We start from the raw sequence: 18,703 nt of genomic DNA, 5'->3' as shown, positions 1-18,703 counted from the left end.
CAATCGGGGTGGAACCGCGGGAACTGACTCTCGTCCCTGGCATCAGATGATGCGGGCCGGGAGTTTTTTATTTTTCAAAAAAGGAGTCGTCTTTCATGAGTCAAACCAATCAATCACGAGTGACAATGGATCAGATTACAGCATTGGCCAAGCACCGCGGATTTGTGTTTCCCGGTTCGGAAATATACGGGGGACTGGCAAATACGTGGGATTATGGACCGCTTGGAGTCGAGCTGAAGAACAACGTAAAAAAAGCGTGGTGGAAAAAATTTGTACAAGAGTCTCCTTATAATGTGGGACTTGACGCCGCCATTCTGATGAATCCGCAGACCTGGGTAGCATCTGGACACGTCGGCAATTTTAATGACCCGATGATTGACTGCAAAAATTGTAAAGCGCGTCACCGCGCCGATAAATTAATCGAAGGGGCGCTCGCCGACAAAGGAATTGAAATGGTGGTGGACGGTCTTTCGTTTGATCAGATGGCGGAACTGATCCGTGAGCATAACATCGCCTGCCCGGACTGCGGGTCAAAGGAGTTTACCGAAATACGGCAGTTCAACCTGATGTTCAAGACATTTCAGGGTGTGACCGAGTCGTCTGCCAACCAGATCTATCTGCGGCCCGAGACGGCACAGGGGATTTTTGTCAATTTCAAAAATGTGCAGCGTACCATGCGGAAAAAGCTGCCGTTTGGCATCGCGCAAATTGGCAAAAGCTTTCGGAATGAAATCACACCGGGCAATTTCACGTTCCGTACACGCGAATTTGAACAGATGGAACTCGAGTTTTTCTGTAAGCCGGGCGAAGATCTGAAATGGTTCGAATATTGGCGTGAATACTGTTACAAGTGGCTGCTGGGGCTAGGTATGGATGAGCGCAACATCCGTCTGCGCGACCATTCGGAAGATGAGTTGTCTCACTACAGCAATGCAACCACCGACATCGAATACCGCTTCCCGTTCGGTTGGGGCGAATTGTGGGGAGTTGCGGACCGGACCGATTTTGATTTGAAAAGCCATATGCAGCATTCAGGGGAAGACTTTCAATACCTGGATCCGGAGACGAACGAACGGTATATTCCTTACTGCATTGAGCCGTCATTGGGAGCGGACCGCGTAACGCTGGCATTCCTGATCGACGCCTATGACGAAGAAGTAGTAGGGGAAGGGGATACACGGACGGTTCTCCGTTTTCACCCGGCGCTGGCGCCGATTAAAGCCGCCATTCTGCCGTTGTCGAAGAAACTGTCAGATGATGCAGTAAAAATTTACGAAGTGCTGTCGAGCGATTTTGCCTGCGATTTCGATGAGACCGGCTCGATCGGCAAACGATACCGCCGTCAGGACGAAATCGGCACGCCGTACTGCATCACGTATGATTTCGATTCGCAAACGGACGGACAAGTAACGGTCCGCGAGCGGGATTCGATGGAACAGGTGCGGATGCCGATTGGCGAATTGAAGGAGTACTTGCTGGAGAAAATCCGGTTTTGACACACATACGAAACCCGTTGCCTCGCGTTATAGAGCCAACGGGTTTTACACTTGCAGAGAAATGTTAAAATCGAATGTGAAAATATTCGAAAAAGGCTCGTCTGCTATATTCCTCTTTGGAAAAGTCAGATGTATAATAATCTTACTATTCAGTATTATTTGACATATCTGTTTTTCTTGCATCCAAACCGTATGTTTCTATCTTTTATTTCTGGAGGTGTGTGATTATGCCAAACCCTATCGAGTTGGTCATCCAGAACGAAAAGGAGTATCGCAGTCAGGTAAGAAAAGCAGCAATTGCAAGTACGGTGGGCACCGCCATTGAATGGTACGACTTTTTTCTTTACGGAACGATGGCAGCACTTATTTTTCCAAAACTTTTCTTCCCTAAATCGGATCCTTATGTGGGTGTTTTAGAAGCGTTTACCACCTTCTTCCTCGGATTTGCCGCCCGCCCTATTGGAGCGGCTATATTTGGACATTTCGGAGACCGCATCGGGCGCAAAGCCACATTGATTATTACATTACTGTTAATGGGAATCAGCAGTACAGTGATCGGGTTGATGCCGACTCATGACAGTATCGGTGTTTGGGCCCCCGTTCTTTTGACCGTTTTGCGCGTTTGTCAAGGATTGGGTGTCGGCGGTGAATGGGGCGGTTCAGTGTTGATGTCGATGGAATGGGGCTCGCAGAAACGGCGGGGATTGATGGCGAGTTGGCCACAAATGGGCGTTCCGTTGGGGCTGTTGCTTTCTTCCCTGATGGTTACCATTTTTATTCACTTGAGCGGCAGCCAGTTTAATGTTTGGGGATGGCGGATTCCCTTCATCCTGAGTATTGTGCTGGTCATTATCGGTCTGTTTATTCGTCTGAGCGTATTGGAAACCCCGTTTTTTGCAAACGCTTTAAAAGAAAAGCGTATAGCCCGTCAGCCGGTTTTGGAAGTTTTCAAACAGAATCCGAAAGAAATCATTTTGTCCGCTTTTGTCCGTCTGTCGGAGCAAGCGCCGTTTTACATTTTCATTACGTTTGTGATCAGCTATGGCACGGGGACTTTGCATATGGACCGTGGTTTTTTGGTGAATGCCACTACGGTGGGGGCACTCCTGTCTCTGTTCAGCGTTCCGCTTTTTGGACACCTGTCTGACCGGATTGGACGCAAAAAAATGTATATCTGGGGTTCGGTATTGACGCTGCTGTTCGCGTTTCCTTATTTCGGCATGTTAAACTCCGGGTCCCCGATTCTGGTGTTCTTGGCGATCGTGATTTCGCTCATCCCGCATGACATGCAGTATGGACCGCAGGCCGCTTTAATCGCGGAGAATTTCCCAACCCACCTGCGGTACAGCGGCGCTTCTATCGGATATCAACTGGCGTCAATCATTGCAGGCGGGCCGGCGCCTTTAATTGCTGCCTACCTGCTGCACACTTTCGGATCATCGACAGCAATCAGCTGGTACATGATCGCGACGTCCGTCATTTCGTTGATCGCGGTCAGCATGCTAAAAGACCGTACCCGAACAGATATTGTCAAAGAGTTTAACGAGAATCATTTTGGCATATAAAGCGATTTCACTTGAATTTTAAAGGCGCGCACTCCGGCGTGTCGATTGTTTTCAATCGGCACGCCGTTTTTCGGGCTATGATTTTTTTTATTTTAGGGCTGGCGAAAACTCATTTGATGATTTAGTATATCTTATATAAGGTTACATAGGTGATTAGCATGACACATTACAAGAATTGATGAACAAGGTGGTGTTCGGCCATCGAACTCACAACCAGACAGCAGCAGATTTTGGAAATCGTTCGGAAGGAAGGGCCCATTACCGGAGAACAGATTGCCGACCGATTGCATTTAACAAGGGCTACCTTGCGGCCGGATATGGCCATTTTGACAATGGCCGGATTTTTGGAAGCGCGCCCTCGCGTCGGCTATTTTTACGCCGGTAAAAAGAACGACGAGATTTTCGGCGAACAGCTTCGCAAAATGCATGTAAAGGATTATAAAGCGGTTCCTGCCGTAATTGCCGAGACGGCTACTGTCTATGATGCGATTGTCACCATGTTTGTGGAAGACTGCGGCACACTGTCAGTGGTCAAAGAGCATGGCATTTTGTCCGGGGTGATTTCGCGCAAAGATTTGTTAAAGGTGGCGATTGGAAAGCAGGAGCTGGACACCGTTCCAGTGTCTCTTGTAATGACCCGGATGCCGAATATTGTAACAGTAACGGGAGAAGAAACGGTCTATGAGGCGGCTCGCAAATTGGTGGAAAATGCGATTGATTCGCTGCCTGTCGTAAAGGTAATCGATGCGCTCACCAAGAAATTTGAGGTGGTCGGCCGATTTACCAAAACAACCGTAACAAAAATCCTTGTCGAACTGGGAAGCAACCGGGATATTTAGGAGGGCAATAAATTGAGTGAACAGTTACCGATCGTTTATGTGGTTTCCGACTCAGTTGGTGAAACGGCCGAATTTGTGGTCAGGGCGGCAGCCAGCCAGTTTGATGGCGGCAAGGTAGAGGTGAGGCGGATTTCCTACGTTGATGACCCGGAACCGATTCGAGAAGTGATTCAGGCTGCTAAGGAAGCCAACGGATTTATCGCGTTTACACTCGTGCAGCCGCATCTCCGGGAGTTCATTATTCAGGAAGCGGGCAACCGGAACGTGTATCTGGTAGACATTATGGGCCCGATGCTGGAAGCGTTCCAAAACGTTCTGCAAATGGAGCCGAAGCGGCGCCCGGGTCTTTTGCATCAACTGGATGACCAATATTTCCGGCGGGTGGAAGCGATCGAGTTTGCCGTAAAATACGATGACGGAAAAGATCCGCGTGGTCTGCTGAGGGCCGATCTTGTGCTGTTGGGAGTATCCCGTACGTCGAAAACGCCGCTCTCCATGTATCTCGCTCACAAGCGGCTGAAATGTGCCAACGTTCCGCTGGTGCCGGAAGTGGAGCCGCCGGAAGAATTGTTCCAGATTTCACCCAAAAAAATTATTGGATTGACCATCTCCCCGACGGAGTTGAATTTGATCCGGCAGGAGCGGCTAAAATCGCTGGGTCTCAAAGCGCAGGCCAACTACGCCAACCTGGACCGGATTTTGCAAGAGTTGGAATACGCCGAAAAGTTGATGCGAAGAATCGGTTGTCCGGTGATCAACGTGTCAAACAAAGCGGTGGAAGAAACAGCGAGCATTGTACTTGATATTTTAAAAAGAGGGGGCACACGCCAGTCATGACGAAAAAATTTGTCTATTTATTTGAGGAAGGCAGCGCCGATATGAAGGAAATTCTGGGCGGTAAGGGGGCCAATCTGGCTGAAATGACAAGAGCCGGACTGCCGGTGCCGCCAGGATTCACGATCTCGACGGAAGCATGTACCGCGTTTTATGAAGCGGGTCAGACCGTATCTGCTGATATTCAGCAGCAAATTGACGCTGCGCTTGCAGAGTTGGAACAAAAAGTCGGCAAAAAACTGGGCGATCCGTCCAATCCTCTGCTTGTGTCTGTAAGATCCGGGTCCGTATTCTCGATGCCCGGTATGATGGATACGATTCTCAATCTGGGACTGAACGACGAGACGGTCAAAGGCTTGGCCGAATTGAGCGCCAATCCGCGTTTCGCATATGACTGCTACCGCCGCTTTATTCAGATGTTCAGCGATGTGGTGATGGGGGTCGATCATTATCATTTTGAACATATATTGGATTCGGTAAAAGAAGCGAGAGGAGTCAAGCATGATCCGGAACTGACGGCCGAAGACTGGCAGCAGGTGATTGCCCAGTATAAAGAGTTGGTGCGCAAAGAAACAAAACAGGATTTCCCGCAGGACCCGATCGAACAATTGAAACGTTCGATTTATGCGGTGTTTCTGTCCTGGAACAACCAACGGGCAATTGTTTACCGCCGCATTAACAAAATTCCCGATCATTTGGGGACGGCCGTCAATGTGCAAATGATGGCGTTCGGCAATCTGGGTGAAGATTCCGGTACAGGCGTGGCTTTTACGCGCAATCCTTCGACCGGCGAGAAGCAACTGTACGGAGAATTCCTGATCAACGCACAGGGCGAGGATGTTGTCGCCGGTATCCGTACGCCGCAGCCAATCTCTGCCCTGCAGACTGTTATGCCTGAAATTTTTGATCAGTTTAAAGACATCTCCACCCGTCTGGAAACGCATTATAAAGATATGCAGGACATCGAATTTACCGTTGAACGCGGCAAATTGTACATGCTGCAAACCCGAAACGGAAAACGTACCGCCCAAGCGGCTGTTAAAATAGCTGTTGATCTAGTGCGCGAAAATCTCATCTCGAAAGAAGAAGCGATACTCCGTGTGGACCCGGACAGCCTTGACCAGTTGCTGCACCGCCGCATTGATCCAAACGCCAAAATAGAACTGATTGCAAAAGGTCTGCCGGCCTCGCCGGGAGCGGCAACCGGGCAAGTGGTATTTGACGCCGATACGGCAGATAAGCTGGCGGGCGAAGGTAAGAAAGTGATTCTGGTTCGACCGGAAACTACACCGGAAGATATTCACGGTATGGTGGCGTCACAAGGGATTGTCACATCGAGAGGCGGCATGACGTCACACGCGGCGGTGGTCGCGCGCGGTATGGGCAAATCCTGTATTTGCGGCTGCGAATCTCTGCGGATCGACCTGCGGGCCAAACAGTTTTCGACTGGCGATTACCTGGTGAAAGAGGGAGACTGGATTTCCATTGACGGCGGAACGGGACGTGTCATGTTGGGGCAAGTGCCGCTGATTGATCCGGAACTGTCTGATGAATTTAAACAATTGCTGGAATGGGCGGACGACATCCGTAAAATCGATGTTCGCGCCAATGCGGACAATCCGGAAGATGCGGCAAAAGCCCGTGAGTTCGGCGCGCAGGGAATTGGTCTTTGCCGTACGGAACACATGTTTATGGCAGTGGATCGGGTGCCTATCGTGCAGGAAATGATTCTGGCGGAAACGGATGAAGAACGTCAACAGGCGCTGGATAAACTTTTGCCAATGCAGCAAGGCGATTTTGAGGGGATTTTGAAAGCGATGGAAGGGCTGCCGGTGACCATCCGGCTGCTTGACCCGCCGCTGCATGAGTTCCTGCCAAATTTGGAAGATCTGTTGGTCGAGATTACGAAACTGCGTATGCAGCCAGACTCTGATCCTGAGTTGCTGCCTGAAAAAGAAAATCTGCTGCGTAAAGTCCGTGCCCTGCACGAATTCAATCCGATGTTGGGCCATCGCGGCTGCCGGTTGGGCATGACATTTCCCGAGATCTATGCGATGCAGGTGATCGCCATATTCCGGGCGACTGCCAAATTGCAGCAACAGGGGGTTGATGTTCGGCCGGAATTGATGATTCCGCTCGTCGGCCATGTCAATGAATTGCGGATCATGCGTGAGTTGGTGGTGGAAAAAGCCGATCAGGTGATGGCGGAAACCGGTCTCCGATTTGATTACACGATTGGCACCATGATTGAGATTCCGCGGGCTGCCTTGACGGCAGATGAAATTGCGCAAGAAGCGGATTTCTTCTCTTTTGGTACGAACGACCTGACGCAAACCACATTCGGTTTCTCTCGCGACGATGCGGAGGGCAAGTTCCTGCATCAATATGTTAACCATAAAGTGCTGCCTGATAATCCGTTTGCTGTACTGGATCAAAACGGGGTTGGCAAACTGATTTCGATGGCGGAAAAACTGGGACGGGCTGTCAAACCGGAGCTGAAGCTCGGCATTTGCGGGGAACATGGCGGCGAGAAAAGTTCCATCGAGTTTTGCTATAAAACGGGATTAAATTATGTATCCTGCTCACCGTTCCGCGTCCCCATCGCGCGTTTGGCGGCTGCTCAAGCGACGATTAAACATGCAAAATAAATGTTTGTGCATAACAACTTAGATTCACCCCCGATATAAAGGGGGGCAGGCCCTGTCAGTGGAAAAAGCTGATGGGGCCTGATTTTTCCTGGATTATGAACTTTGTGTGTCAGGTTTTAATTTATTATAAAACAAGAAGGATTTTTTATAAAATAAAGCGTAAATTATAGTAAGGAAATTTGAGTCGGCGTATTCGGAATATTTAGGAACAATTGGGTCTATACTAGGATAGCTTAGTATTGGCTTGAGGAGTCCGCACGGGTGTCGATTGATGTAAAGAAATCGTAAAAAGCCAGAAGGAAAATGTCGATGCCTGTAGAATATTAACTTCACCGGATCAAATTTTACAAAAGGCTGATCATCACAACACAGAAGGAGATACCTTCGGATTGGCGAATATCAGAATGTAATCCGTGGCTACCCAACTGTAGTAATAGGAAAGGTGATGGCGGATGGGGCGGATTCCGGACGACGTCATTGAACGAATACGTCATCATTTTGATATCGTGGATGTAGTGTCCGAATATGTGGAGCTTAAACGATCGGGGCGTTCTTTTGTTGGACTTTGTCCGTTTCATTCAGAAAAAACCCCGTCGTTTTCTGTGTCTCAGCCCAAACAATTGTACCACTGTTTCGGGTGCGGAGCGGGTGGCAATGTCATTTCGTTTATTATGCACATCGAAAATCTGTCTTTTTTGGAATCGGTGGAACACTTGGCAAAACGTGCAGGAATTGCGCTGCCGAAGCAAGACGATGCGGAGGATGATTCCCCGGCGGCAAGGCGTCGCAAAGAACTGTTCCAATGCCATGACCTTGCTTCTAAGTATTATCATCATATTCTGGTGAATACGGAAGCGGGCGTACCGGCTCTGAAATATCTGCGTGAGCGTGGTTTGACGCTAACGACGATCGAGGAGTTTCAGCTAGGTTATGCGCCTAACCGTTGGGATGTTTTGACCAACTTTTTGAAACGGCGCGGTTTCCAAGAGAAGTTTCTTGAACAGGCTGGGCTGCTTTCGGAAAACGGCAAACAACCCGGTAGATATTATGACCGATTCAGAGGACGCGTGATGTTTCCCATTCATGACGGGCAGGGGCGAGTCATCGGATTTGGGGGTCGGATTTTAGGGAAGGGTGAACCTAAATACCTGAATTCCCCAGAGACGGAACTGTTCCAAAAAGGAAGGCAACTGTTCAATTTGAACCGTGCTCGGCAACACATCCGGCAGAGCGGAAAAGCGATACTGTTGGAAGGTTACATGGATGTGATAACGGCTCATCAATTTGGCATTACAAACGCGGTGGCCGCGCTTGGGACTGCTTTAACACAGGATCAAGCGAAAATTTTGAAACGAAACGCTGATGAAATTTTGATGATGTATGATGGCGATCCGGCAGGGCAAAAAGCTGCATTTCGCAATTCGGAAGTCATTTTGGAAGTGGACGGCAATCCGCGTGTAGCCGTGCTTCCCGATGGGTTGGATCCCGATTTGTTCCTTCATCAATATGGTGCGGATGCGTTTAGGCGCATTGCAGAAGAAGGGTCAATGTCAATCACAGCCTTCAAGCTGCAAGTGTTGCGCAACAGCAGCCAATTGTCATCCCATGAAGGGCTTGTTCACTTTCTGTCGCAGGCGGTGCAACTTATCGGCGAAGTAAAAAGCCCGATTGAGCGAGAGACGTATTTGCGGGATTTGGCAGGCGAGTTTAACGTGTCTCTCGAAAGTTTGGAAAAGGAGATGAAAATGGTCTCGTCTTTTCCAAAATCGGTGGATAAACCTGCCAGTCAGTGGAATACTAATATACAAAATGGCGATCGCATTTCTAAAAAAACGCATAGCCTGCTTCCCGCCTACATTCAGGCGGAACGAAAACTTCTTACCCATATGTTAATCGATCCGGGGGTAGCAAGACAAGTCAAAGAAACGATTGTTGACGAATTTTCCGTTGAAGAACACGCCGCATTGGCTGTTTTCCTCTATTCGTACTACGAGGATCACCCGAATGCAAACCCTGCCCAGTTCATCTCGACACTCAGCGATCAAAATCTGATCCGTTTGGCGTCAGAACTTGCGGTCGAAGCGGACTCGATCGATGAGCGGCCCGGTTTGATTGAAGACTACATCGTTCGAATACAGAATTACGATCTTGAAAAAAGGTTGCAGTTGATTCCAAAAGAGATGGAAGAGGCCGCGAAGAACGGGGATTTCGAGATGCTTCGGACTTTGATGCAGGAACAAATTGAGTTGCGAAAAAAATTAGATAGACACTCCGTGGGGAAGGAGGGGTAGGGATGGTGAAGAAATCAGTGAAAAGCACAGAAACTGCAACAGAAATTACGATTGACCAAGTAAAGGAACAACTGCTGGAAGCAGGAAAAAAACGCGGATATTTGACATACAAAGAGATTATGGACAAACTCTCTGCGTTTGAACAGGACTCTGATCAGATTGACGAATTTTTTGAACTGCTGACCGAACGTGGGGTGGAAGTCAGCAACGAATCGGACGATGAGGAAGAGGATGAGGAACTCCTTCTGGAAGAGGATTCGTCAGAAGATGCGGTGGTTGCCGGTGAAGAAGAGTTTGATTTGGGGGATTTGACTGTCCCGCCGGGAATCAAAATCAACGATCCGGTCCGGATGTATTTGAAAGAGATTGGCCGGGTTCCCCTGTTGTCGGCAGACGCCGAAATCGAATTGGCCAAGCGGATTGAAGATGGCGACGAAGAGGCAAAACGCCGATTGGCAGAAGCAAACCTTCGGCTGGTTGTGAGCATCGCGAAACGGTACGTCGGTCGCGGCATGCTGTTTCTTGATCTGATTCAGGAAGGAAATATGGGACTCATTAAAGCTGTCGAAAAATTTGACTACCGTAAGGGTTACAAGTTCAGCACCTATGCAACATGGTGGATTCGACAAGCGATCACTCGCGCGATTGCGGACCAGGCTCGGACCATACGTATTCCTGTCCACATGGTCGAGACGATTAACAAACTGATTCGTATTTCCCGGCAACTGCTGCAAGAGTTGGGACGCGAACCAACCCCGGAAGAAATTGCTGTCGAGATGGAAATGAGCCCCGAAAAAGTTCGTGAAATCATGAAGATCGCGCAAGAACCGGTTTCTCTGGAAACGCCGATTGGGGAAGAAGATGATTCCCATTTGGGCGATTTCATTGAGGACCATGATGCATTGGCGCCAGCCGATGCGGCTGCTTACGAGCTTTTGAAAGAGCAGCTTGAGGACGTTTTGGATACCCTTACGGAACGGGAAGAAAACGTGCTTCGACTTCGTTTTGGACTTGACGACGGACGTACACGCACCTTGGAAGAAGTGGGCAAAGTGTTCGGTGTGACGCGTGAACGGATTCGTCAAATTGAAGCAAAAGCGTTGCGTAAGCTGCGTCATCCAAGCCGAAGTAAACGTCTGAAAGATTTCCTTGAATAAGAGCAGTCCCGACTATTCAAATAAGTGGTTTGGAAGCATCCGTGAGAAACGGGTGCTTTTTTTTTTACTGCTTGTATGAAACCGCTTACTTTTCTTTTTAGACGCGCTCTCTTGTGTAGTTATTTTACCGCGATCGATCTCCCCTTGCAAATAGCTTTTTCTGATTTCGCGAATTTTTTCGTAATTTTCGAAAGTATGTCTCGACAGCTTCCCGCCACTGTTCATATACTAATGAGTAAGAAAGTCGTTTTTTGTTTTTTTACAAACTGAGCGAGCGTTCGGTCGGTCGGGAGGGGATTGTAATGGATTTTGATCTGACAAAAGAACAAAAAATGTTGCGTGACATGGTGAAGGATTTTACGGATCGGGAGATCGCCCCAAAAGCGGCCGAAGTTGACCGTACAGCGCGGTTCCCATTAGAAACGTTTCAGAAAATGGGGGAACTGGGATTCCTGGGCATCCCTTTTTCGGAAGAGTACGGGGGAATCGGCGGAGATACGGTTTCCTATGCGTTGGCTGTTGAGGAAGTGGGGCGAGCTTGCGGAAGCACGGGATTGAGTTATGCCGCCGCCGTATCGCTTGGGGCCGCTCCCATTTATTATTTTGGCACAGAGGAGCAGAAGAAACGGTTTCTTGTTCCGTTGGCGACAGGCCAGGCGTTGGGTGCTTTTGGTCTAACGGAACCTAGTGCCGGGTCGGATGCGGGAAGCACCCAAACAAAAGCAACTCTGGTTGGCGGCGAATACGTAATCAACGGATCGAAATGTTTCATCACCAACGCCAGTTTTGCAAAAACGGTGATTGTCACAGCGGTGACAGGCAAAGCGGCAAACGGGAAGAACATCATATCGGCGATTATCGTTCCCACCGATACGCCAGGGTTTCAGGTGAGCAAAGAGTATGAAAAATTGGGTCTGCGCGGTTCCAATACAGCGGAACTGATTCTGGAGGATGTACGTGTTCCGGCGGAAAATCTGCTGGGAGATGCGCAGGCTGGGTTTAAGCAGTTTCTCTATACGTTGGACGGTGGGCGAATTTCGATTGGTGCGTTGTCGGTGGGAATTGCGCAGGCAGCTTTTGAAGCAGCGCTGCAGTACGCCAAGGAACGGACACAGTTCGGACACAGCATATCCAAGTTCCAGGCGATTCAATTCAAATTGGCCGATATGGCCATGCATATTGAATTAGCACGTAATATGGTGCTGAAAGCGGCATGGTTAAAAGACAACCAGCGTCCTTTCGGCAAAGAGGCGGCGATGGCCAAACTCTATGCGTCTGAAATTTGCATGCGTGCATGCGATCAATCGATTCAAATTCACGGCGGATATGGGTATATGAAAGATTTCCCGGTGGAACGGTATTTGCGGGATGCGAAGTTAATGGAGATTGGCGAGGGAACGTCAGAAGTTCAAAGATTGGTGATTGCAAGACACCTGGGATGTTGACAGAATTGCTGGACAAAAGAGGGTGAAATAAACTATTCTGAAAACAACAATCTACTTATACAAGGTGCTACTTATGTCTACTGCCAGTCGTATCGAATCTGATTTGGAACAGAGCGTGCTTTCTCCCAAAGCCCGTTTTTGGCTTCTAACCAAGAAGCCGTTTTTTTTGACATTGTCAGGCATTGTATTTCTGGCCGTATTCCTTGGGTTATCAGGAAGCGTGCCGTACGTCCCGCGAGCGGTGCTTTCCATTACGTTGGCAGCGATTGTTTTGTGGGTGTTTGAACCCATCCCTTTCTCAATGACTGCGGTCATTGTTTTATTTGCGCTGCCGGTATCTGGGGCTGCTTCGACCGATTTGGTGCTGTCAGGGTTTTCCTCGCCTGCCGTCTTTTTGATTGTGGCTGGCATGATGATCGCCAGTGCAGTACAGCAGACCGATCTGGGAAAACGATTGACTTATCTGCTGTTATACTGGTTTGGCGAGATCAAGGGTGGAGTCTTGGCAGGTATTTTGTTGATTCCTCAAATTATGGCCATTTTTATCCCGGCAACGGCTGTACGAACTGCCATACTGCTGCCGATTGTGTACTCTGTGGCGGAAATTCTGGGAATCAAAATCGGTGATGTGCGCAGCAAACAACTGATGATGGCTGTTGCCGTTGGATGCACAATCAGCGGAACCGCCATTTTGCCGGCTGCGGTCGGAAATGTGGTAACGGTCGATTTAGCCAATTATTATTTAAAACAGCACATTACCTACCTGGATTGGTTGTTGCTCGCGCTGCCCCTCTGGCTGCTTCTGATCCCTGTGGCTTGGTGGATTCTGTATCGTTGTTTTCCGGTGAAAGAGGAAGCGCAGAAAAATTTAAAGGAAAAAGTGCGCGGACAGATTGCCGAACTGGGGCCGTTAACAGGAAAGGAAAAACGTCTGCTGTTGATTCTGACAGGTGTCTTTGTCTTATGGATACTCGAAGGGGTGCACGGTTGGCCGCCGGTTATCCCTGCGTTTATCGGGGTGGTACTGATTGCCTGGCCGGGTGTTCGGGTGGCAAAATGGGATTCCTTGTTGAACATTAATTTCAGCACACTGCTTTTGCTTGGTGTGACGCTTTCCCTGGGGAGAGTCCTCTCTACAAGTGGTGCGATCGGTTATCTGTCGAAATGGCTGGAACATGATTGGACGCGCTTTCTTTTCTCCAATCCCTATCTCGCTGTCTTGATGGTAATTGTACTTACGCAGCTGATTCATAAGGTCACTTCCAATGTTTCGACATCCGTGATTGCCACGGTTCCGGTGGTAATAGCTCTGGCCTCTCAGGGAGCGCATGTGTCAATTCTTCTGTTGGTGTTCGTTTCCGGGCTAACCAGCCTGTTTGGCTTTCTGTTGGTTGTAGAGACGATTCCCAGTGTAATGGTGCATGGAACGGGATGGGTTACACAAAAAGATTTCTTGCGCTGCGGCATTTGGTTAACCTTAACGACAACAGCGCTTACTTTTCTGATGGCGTTGACCTGGTGGAAGTGGTTGGGGTATATGCAATAAATCAAGGCGAATACGACGGCTGTATGAAATTTTGTTCTTTTGATAGGAATATATGAAGAGTCCCCCGAATCATATGAAAACAAATAAAGTTTAAAAATGAGGGGAGTCTGTTATGGCAGACAGATTACAGGTGACTGTGGGGAAACTGCTGGAGCAAGTCGCTTCTCGGCAACCGGAGCGAGAAGCGTTGGTTTACCCAGACCGGGGACTGCGTTATACATATCGGGAATTTGACCAGATATGCCGTCAGGCAGCAAAAGGGTTTATGCAGTTGGGTGTTCAGAAGGGTGAGCATGTGGCGATTTGGGCCAGCAACCATCCTGAATGGGTAACCACTCAGTTCGCAACCGGCAAAATGGGAGCGGTTCTGGTCACTGTCAACACCAGTTATCGATCGGCCGAACTGCAATACCTGCTTGAACAATCCGACTCTACAACGTTGATTCTGATCGATTTTTTCCGGGGAGCTTCTTACCTGGATATGCTGTATGAGATTGTTCCCGAGCTGAAAACGTCGCAACCGGGACAACTGAAGTCCGGGCGGCTTCCGTTTTTGAAAAATGTGATTGTGCTCGGAGATACCCGTTATCCGGGAATGTTCCTTTGGTCAGACATCGTAAAAATGGGCGATCAGGTCAGCGATCAGGAGCTCGATGAAAGAATGGCATCGCTGGCGCCTGACGATGTGATTAACATGCAATATACTTCGGGTACGACTGGGTTTCCGAAGGGTGTTATGCTGACACACAGCAATATTGTGAATAATGCGGTCAATATTGCCAAAAGCATGAAATTGACGAGTGAAGATCGAATGTGTATTCCTGTGCCGTTTTTTCATTGTTTCGGTTGCGTGCTGGGGACGCTCAGCTGTGTCACAGCAGGCGGGACGATGGTTCCGGTGCAGGAGTTCGATGTGAAGGCGGTGCTGTCTGCCGTCGAGTCTGAAAAATGCACAGCCCTGCACGGTGTTCCGACTATGTTTATTGCGGAACTCAGCCATCCCGATTTTGACAAATATGACCTTTCTTCGCTGCGGACGGGAATCATGGCTGGGTCGCCGTGTCCTATTGAGGTCATGAAAGCGGTCGTTGAAAGGATGGGAGCCAAAGAAATTACAATTGCCTATGGACAAACCGAATCCTCGCCGGTGATCACACAAACGCGCACGGATGATTCGATTGAGCTGCGGGTATCGACCGTTGGCAAGGCCCTGCCGGATGTGGAAGTCAAAATCGTAGATCCGAACACCAATCTGGAAGTGCCGCCCGGTGTGCAGGGGGAACTCTGTACACGAGGCTACCATGTCATGAAAGGGTATTATAAGAATGAAGAGGCCACTCGAAAAGTGATTGATGAAGATGGCTGGCTCCATACCGGCGATTTGGCCACGATGGATGAAAACGGTTACTGTAAAATCACGGGACGACTGAAAGATATGATTATTCGCGGCGGAGAAAATGTGTACCCGCGTGAAATTGAAGAGTTTTTATATACGCATCCGAAAGTATTGGATGTACAGGTTGTTGGTGTTCCTGATAAGAAGTATGGGGAAGAAGTAATGGCCTGGATTCAATTAAAAGAGGGAGAAATGGCGACAGCGGAAGAAATCAGGGAATACTGCGCGGGAAAAATCGCGCGTTTCAAAATCCCCCGCTATATTGAGTTTTGCAAGGAGTTCCCGTTGACAGCATCAGGTAAAATCCAGAAATTCAAGCTGCGTGAACAGGCGATTAAACTGCTTCACCTGGAAGATGCCGATTCGATTGAAACGGCCTGATGGTATAATGGTGAGGGTGATGATAGTGAAACTTTCGGGACGATTGCAAAAAGTGGCCGATTGGGTGCCGGACGGCTCTGTTATGGCAGATATTGGAAGCGACCACGCGTATCTGCCTGTTTTTTTGGTTGAGGCAAATCGGGTCATCCGGGCGGTGGCGGGCGAATTGAACCAGGGACCGTTTGAGTCGGCAAAACGCACTGTCCAGGAATATGGTTTCGCAGAACGAATTGAGGTTCGCAAAGGAAACGGTCTGCAGGTTCTACATAAAAATGAGGTAAATCTGATCACCGTATGCGGCATGGGCGGCGGCACCATCGTCGAGATTTTAAGCGCGGGAGAAGAAAAATTAGCGGGTGTGCAGCGGTTAGTTTTGCAGCCGATGGCAGACAGTGATCGGCTGCGGCACTGGCTGCACCAGCACGGGTGGAAAATTGCAGCGGAAGAACTTGTGGCAGATGATGGGATTTTGTATGAAATCGTGGTGGCCGAACCGGGCGCAGAACAGTATGATGACCCGTTGTGGTACGAAATCGGCAGTTTGCAGCTTTTGCAGAACGATCCGTTATTCGGACAAAAACTGCAGAACGAATTGGACAAAATAGACCGCGCCTTGGAAAATCTGCAGTATGGAAAAGGTGAGACTGCCATTCAGAAGAAAGAAGCGTTTTTGGAAAGAAGAAAGCGAATCGAGGAGGTGATGCGGCAGTGCAAGTAACGGTGGCCGATATCATTCGAATTTTGGAAACATGGGTGTCGCCTGGATTGGCTATGCAGGGAGACCGGATCGGTTTGCAAGTGGGAAGAAGCCAAGCGCCTGTCAGCCGGATTTTGACAACGCTTGATGTGACGGAGGAAGTGGTGGATGAAGCGATTGCTGTGGGCGCGCAAATGATTGTTTCGCACCATGCCCTTATCTATTCTCCGATTAAGAAACTGCTGACCGATTCTTATCAGGGCCGACTGATTGCGAAGTTGTTGACGTATGACATCTCTGTCTATGCGGCCCATACCAATCTGGATATTGCGGAAGGCGGCGTAAACGATGTGCTGGCCCGCCTGTTTGAGTTGCAGGATGTGCAGATTTTGGATCGTCTGCAAAACCAGCGGCTGAAAAAGCTGGTGGTATTTGTGCCGCAAACTCACCATGAGGCCGTGTTGCAAGCCGTTTGTGAAGCCGGGGCCGGATACATCGGAAACTACAGCCATTGTACGTTTAACACACCGGGTATGGGGACTTTTCTGCCGGGTGAATCAACGAACCCTTATACCGGGGAACCAGGACGCCTGGAAAGAGTGGAAGAAGTGCGGTTGGAAACGGTGCTGCCGGAAGATCGGCAGGAATCGGTGATCCGTGCCATGCTGGCAGCCCACCCTTATGAGGAAGTAGCGTATGATCTGTATCCGTTGGAGATTATGGGGAAGCCTTCCGGAATCGGTCGTGTCGGGTTGTTGCCTGTGGATTGTACACTGGAAGAGTTTGCTGTCCTCGTTAAGCAGCGGTTGGATATTGCAGGACTGCGGATTGTCGGGGATCGGAAGCGAACGGTGCGGAAGGTGGCTGTGCTGGGGGGATCTGGAGCAGGATGGATTGACGCGGCATTGGCGCATGGGGCAGATGTGTTGGTAACGGCAGACCTCAAATATCATGAGGCGCAGGATGCGCTTTTTCGAGGGCTGGCTTTACTTGATCCGGGACACAACGGAATGGAGAAGTGGATCGCGCCTGTAGTGGCCGATTTTTTGAACGAGAAGGCAATGGATCTCGGTTTGCCAATTAAAGCGCTTGCATCAAACGTTCGTACGGAACCGTTTGATTTTTTGTAGTCTGCCGTCAGCTCGTTTTTGCTTGGACAGTCTATTTTGCCGGACACCTCCATATATTGTATGGGGGTGTTTCATTGTGATTGAATGGGTCATCGTTGCTGTCTGTGCACTCATCGCTATTTTAAGTGGAACGTACCTGTATCATGTGGCATATTCCATGTTGACAATCTCCAAATGTCCGGATTGCGGGAGGATTATGCAGAAGGTGCTTTATACCTCGGGCGAAGACGGGGGGAGTACCAAAATCGTTTATGAATGCCAATTTTGTCAGTCAAAACGAATTCGTCCGATCTATAAAGGCAGAAAGTATACGATGCATCCGTAGTGGTATCAGGAGCAAAAACTCCCTCTTATACGTATCGACGCAGCAGGGAATTCTGTAATCAAGCAGCAAAAATCGAATATGTCGCATGGGGGGGCGTACGGTGAAACGACCTTGGAAGCTACTTACCTTGTTATTGCTCCTGTTCGTTGTTGTCGGAATTACCCCTGTTGACGCCGAAACGGCTGCAACCGATGAAAGAAAGCAAATCCTCGTTACGGCGGTTCCTAAGGAAGAAATTCTGGTTAAGGATAAACGTGTTTTTCAAGAGAATTTTGTGCGAATTGCAAATCAGCATATCACCGACAAATCAACTTTTTCCTCTATACAGTTTGAACATCCTCACACGTATTATTGCGCCGGGTTCGTTCAAGAAATTTACCGGGAAAACGGCATATGGATACCTGCTCACTCGGTTCAGCAACAGACCGTGTTTGGTCGTCGAATCAACGATATAGGAAAAATTCAGCCGGGTGATCTGGTGTTTTTAGGGCAGTCAGGCAATCGCGGACCCACACACGTTGCGATTGCGTTATCGCCGCAAGTTTTGATTCATGCCAGCGGCAACCATCAAACTGTGTCTATGGTGCGTATGGGTGCGGATGTTCGGCAGCATATTTTATTTGTTACCCGTTTGGTTTCATCCATATGATTCGCAAAATTTCATTTTTCATTCAGTTTTTACCGTCTTGCCCAGTGGGCAAGATTTTTTTTTGTTTCATGGCGGCGAAAAAAAGAGCGTGCGGGAAATTGCGAGCATTGTTTGCAGTTTAAGAAAGGTTTTGTTGGGTTTTGTTGAACTATTATGATTGAATTCGGGAATTGAAGATGATAAGATAACACTTGTCGCCAGCGAGATTGGCTGACCAAAATGATAAAAGAGGAATGCAACGCGGAAAACCAAAAAATACATCTTGAGTTTGCTTTAGTTTTTTGGTATGATAGCACTTGTCGGT

At 48.9% G+C, this 18,703-nt stretch carries 14 protein-coding genes; all 14 read left to right on the top strand.

Annotation, left to right across the window (positions count from 1 at the left end):
• Positions 1–125 precede the first annotated feature (125 nt).
• Complete coding sequence (locus tag skT53_RS06140; RefSeq protein WP_200760894.1) at positions 126–1,496, top strand: glycine--tRNA ligase; 1,371 nt, start codon at positions 126–128, stop codon at positions 1,494–1,496.
• A 227-nt stretch (positions 1,497–1,723) separates the two neighbouring features.
• Positions 1,724–3,061: an MFS transporter gene (locus skT53_RS06135; RefSeq protein WP_200760235.1), complete on the top strand. Its 1,338-nt coding sequence runs from the start codon at positions 1,724–1,726 to the stop codon at positions 3,059–3,061.
• Between the two features lie 200 nt (positions 3,062–3,261).
• Complete coding sequence (locus skT53_RS06130; protein WP_200760893.1) at positions 3,262–3,900, top strand: transcriptional regulator CcpN; 639 nt, start codon at positions 3,262–3,264, stop codon at positions 3,898–3,900.
• 12 nt (positions 3,901–3,912) lie between these two features.
• Positions 3,913–4,737, top strand: coding sequence for a pyruvate, water dikinase regulatory protein (locus skT53_RS06125; protein ID WP_200760234.1), 825 nt, complete (start codon positions 3,913–3,915; stop codon positions 4,735–4,737).
• Complete coding sequence (ppdK, locus tag skT53_RS06120) at positions 4,734–7,382, top strand: pyruvate, phosphate dikinase (RefSeq protein WP_200760233.1); 2,649 nt, start codon at positions 4,734–4,736, stop codon at positions 7,380–7,382. Before skT53_RS06125 ends, ppdK begins: the two co-directional genes overlap by 4 nt.
• Positions 7,383–7,834: 452 nt before the next feature.
• Entirely contained in the window at positions 7,835–9,673 is a 1,839-nt protein-coding gene (gene dnaG, locus skT53_RS06115) for a DNA primase (protein WP_200760232.1), read from the top strand.
• Between the two features lie 2 nt (positions 9,674–9,675).
• Complete coding sequence (rpoD, locus tag skT53_RS06110) at positions 9,676–10,830, top strand: RNA polymerase sigma factor RpoD (protein ID WP_200760231.1); 1,155 nt, start codon at positions 9,676–9,678, stop codon at positions 10,828–10,830.
• Positions 10,831–11,132: 302 nt separating this feature from the next.
• The gene (locus tag skT53_RS06105; RefSeq protein WP_200760230.1) at positions 11,133–12,275 is read left to right on the top strand and encodes an acyl-CoA dehydrogenase family protein; all 1,143 of its coding nucleotides are present in this window, start codon (positions 11,133–11,135) and stop codon (positions 12,273–12,275) included.
• A 73-nt stretch (positions 12,276–12,348) separates the two neighbouring features.
• A complete protein-coding gene (locus skT53_RS06100; RefSeq protein ID WP_200760229.1) occupies positions 12,349–13,821 on the top strand; it encodes an SLC13 family permease in 1,473 nt (490 codons plus the stop codon).
• A 112-nt stretch (positions 13,822–13,933) separates the two neighbouring features.
• The gene (locus skT53_RS06095; protein WP_200760228.1) at positions 13,934–15,598 is read left to right on the top strand and encodes an AMP-binding protein; all 1,665 of its coding nucleotides are present in this window, start codon (positions 13,934–13,936) and stop codon (positions 15,596–15,598) included.
• A 25-nt stretch (positions 15,599–15,623) separates the two neighbouring features.
• The gene (locus tag skT53_RS06090) at positions 15,624–16,316 is read left to right on the top strand and encodes a tRNA (adenine(22)-N(1))-methyltransferase (protein WP_200760227.1); all 693 of its coding nucleotides are present in this window, start codon (positions 15,624–15,626) and stop codon (positions 16,314–16,316) included.
• Positions 16,307–17,425, top strand: a complete 1,119-nt coding sequence (locus skT53_RS06085; protein WP_200760226.1) for a Nif3-like dinuclear metal center hexameric protein — start codon at positions 16,307–16,309, stop codon at positions 17,423–17,425. Before skT53_RS06090 ends, skT53_RS06085 begins: the two co-directional genes overlap by 10 nt.
• Before the next feature lie 76 nt (positions 17,426–17,501).
• Positions 17,502–17,750: a hypothetical protein gene (locus tag skT53_RS06080; protein ID WP_200760225.1), complete on the top strand. Its 249-nt coding sequence runs from the start codon at positions 17,502–17,504 to the stop codon at positions 17,748–17,750.
• A gap of 100 nt (positions 17,751–17,850) precedes the next feature.
• Positions 17,851–18,399 (top strand): C40 family peptidase, encoded by a 549-nt coding sequence (locus tag skT53_RS06075; RefSeq protein WP_200760224.1) that lies wholly within the window; start codon positions 17,851–17,853, stop codon positions 18,397–18,399.
• Positions 18,400–18,703 lie beyond the last annotated feature (304 nt).

The organism is Effusibacillus dendaii (genome assembly GCF_015097055.1).
In the GTDB taxonomy this organism is placed as follows: domain Bacteria; phylum Bacillota; class Bacilli; order Tumebacillales; family Effusibacillaceae; genus Effusibacillus; species Effusibacillus dendaii.
The sequence above is the reverse complement of the archived record's forward strand: the minus strand, read 5'-3'. Positions and strand labels throughout refer to the sequence as shown.

Bases quoted from the DNA above. Each gene is read 5' to 3' on its own strand.
- rpoD (WP_200760231.1), top strand. From the start codon at position 9,676: ATGGTGAAGAAATCAGTGAAAAGCACAGAAACTGCAACAGAAATTACG.
- dnaG (WP_200760232.1), top strand. From the start codon at position 7,835: ATGGGGCGGATTCCGGACGACGTCATTGAACGAATACGTCATCATTTT.
- ppdK (WP_200760233.1), top strand. From the start codon at position 4,734: ATGACGAAAAAATTTGTCTATTTATTTGAGGAAGGCAGCGCCGATATG.
- skT53_RS06135 (WP_200760235.1), top strand. From the start codon at position 1,724: ATGCCAAACCCTATCGAGTTGGTCATCCAGAACGAAAAGGAGTATCGC.
- skT53_RS06105 (WP_200760230.1), top strand. From the start codon at position 11,133: ATGGATTTTGATCTGACAAAAGAACAAAAAATGTTGCGTGACATGGTG.
- skT53_RS06095 (WP_200760228.1), top strand. From the start codon at position 13,934: ATGGCAGACAGATTACAGGTGACTGTGGGGAAACTGCTGGAGCAAGTC.
- skT53_RS06140 (WP_200760894.1), top strand. From the start codon at position 126: ATGGATCAGATTACAGCATTGGCCAAGCACCGCGGATTTGTGTTTCCC.
- skT53_RS06100 (WP_200760229.1), top strand. From the start codon at position 12,349: ATGTCTACTGCCAGTCGTATCGAATCTGATTTGGAACAGAGCGTGCTT.